The 1,885-nt window shown below is 50.2% G+C and carries 2 protein-coding genes; both read left to right on the top strand.

The window, feature by feature from the left end:
• The first annotated feature begins 36 nt into the window (after positions 1-36).
• Positions 37-1,008, top strand: coding sequence for a DUF1559 domain-containing protein (locus tag Q0294_RS04955; RefSeq protein WP_299461527.1), 972 nt, complete (start codon positions 37-39; stop codon positions 1,006-1,008).
• 77 nt (positions 1,009-1,085) lie between these two features.
• Positions 1,086-1,556, top strand: a complete 471-nt coding sequence (locus Q0294_RS04950; protein ID WP_299461525.1) for a carboxypeptidase-like regulatory domain-containing protein — start codon at positions 1,086-1,088, stop codon at positions 1,554-1,556.
• Positions 1,557-1,885: the final 329 nt, after the last annotated feature.

Below are 1,885 nucleotides of genomic sequence, written 5' to 3'. Positions count from 1 at the left end.
ATTATTTCAATTCATTTCTATGTTCGGGAGATTTTCATGTCACTGTCCCCTAAGAGAAAACGTGGTTTTACTCTGATCGAATTACTGGTAGTCATCGCGATTATCGCGATTCTGATTGCGCTTCTGCTACCTGCTGTACAACAGGCACGCGAAGCAGCCCGACGTTCTCAATGCAAAAACAATATGAAGCAACTCGGATTGGCCCTGCATAATTATCATGAGACGTTTAGCGTGATGCCTCCCGGCCATATTGGCCGCTGCACCACTCCCCGTCTGTCTGCCAGCGGCTTGACGATGTTACTCCCTTATATCGATCAGGCCCCTCTCTATAACCTGTATAACTCCAACGGTTGTGCGACTACCCACACATCCATTGGAACCGCCGGTCCCTTATCTGCCGGTGACGACCCCGTGACAAACGGCAATGCGGCTGTTGTAAAGAACCTGGTGACAGTCTTTATGTGTCCCTCGGATAGTGGAACAGAGAAGATTGCTGCCGCAACCAGCAGTTATGGAATTTCCGCGACAAACACGGGAACCGGCGGGGCAAAGACCAACTACGACTTTATTACCATCACTCCGTACAACTCTTGCGAAAACTGGGCTGGAACGGCACCAGCGAGCCGCTGCATGTTTGGAGATAACAGTAAATGTCGTCTGGACGATGTGAAGGATGGAACCAGCAACACCCTGATGATGGGCGAAACCACACGAGACGTTTACAACGGCGGAACAAACGCCTGGGGTTATCGCGGTCACGTGATGGTCGGCCTGAATCTGGTTTCCTACCCGATCAATCGATTCTGGTACAGCTCGGCTGTCCCTCAAAACCTGCCCCAAGGCAAACTGGGGAGCTGGGCGTACGCTGGCAGTCTCCACACGGGGGGAGCTCATTTTCTGCTGGGAGATGGATCGGTGCACTTTATCAGTGAGAACATCGATACCACGACCCGTCAGAATCTGGCAAAAATGGCTGACGGTAACGTGATCGGCGAAATATTCCAGTAATTAAAATTCTCTGGTCCCACTGAACTTTCTGTTCCAGCGACAATGTCCACCTTTTAATTATTAGGAAAATCTGAATCATGTTACAAAGCTATCGCTTTCATTTCGTTCTGTGCATTTTAATGCTTGGAATGACCGGATGCGGAGGAGCTGCTGCTACGGAAGATCTTCCGAAAACAGCGCCTGTCGCAGGAGTCGTTACCTTAGATGGAAAACCGCTTGTGTCCGCCACCGTGACCTTCGTGCCAAAGGGGGCGACCAAGGGGGTTGAGTGTGTCGGATTCACTGACGATTCGGGCAAGTATACGCTCTCGCAGATACGCGGTGCGGCTGGAGCGCCTCCGGGGGAATACCGGGTCGTCATTAATTACTACGTGAAAAGTGACGGGACACCCATCAAGATTGACGGATCAGAAGCGCCCGCAAACCTGGGCGCGGATGAAGCGTTACCTCCGATGTATAGCAGTTTCACCGATTCGATTTTGTCGGCTCAAGTCAGCGATGCAGGCGGGGAATTTCCGTTTGAATTAAAGAGCAAAGGTAAAAAGTAACGCCGGATGCAACGCATCAGTGATCAGGTTTCGTTTTGTCTGGTCGTGCTGCACTGATTGTTGATTGAGATCGTCTCAGGATTAAATCAGGCAGGCTCTACTGCCGGATCAATTCGACCTTCTCCCGCGATTCATGGGAGACAGGAAAAATGATGTGGCTGAGCCGAACTTTAACTTTGAAAGTCATGCATCCCTGTGTATAAGCTTCCCAATGTATAAATAGTTGGTTATATTAAAGATCGGACTGGATCAAAGTGTTCCTGCCTCAGACTCATTCTAGCAGGGTGTCCGGAAATGAAATCTAGCGGTATCGCCATTAAGCCCGGAAA

The organism is uncultured Gimesia sp. (assembly GCF_937919775.1).
GTDB lineage: Bacteria > Planctomycetota > Planctomycetia > Planctomycetales > Planctomycetaceae > Gimesia.
This window is presented reverse-complemented; position numbering and strand designations above follow the sequence as displayed.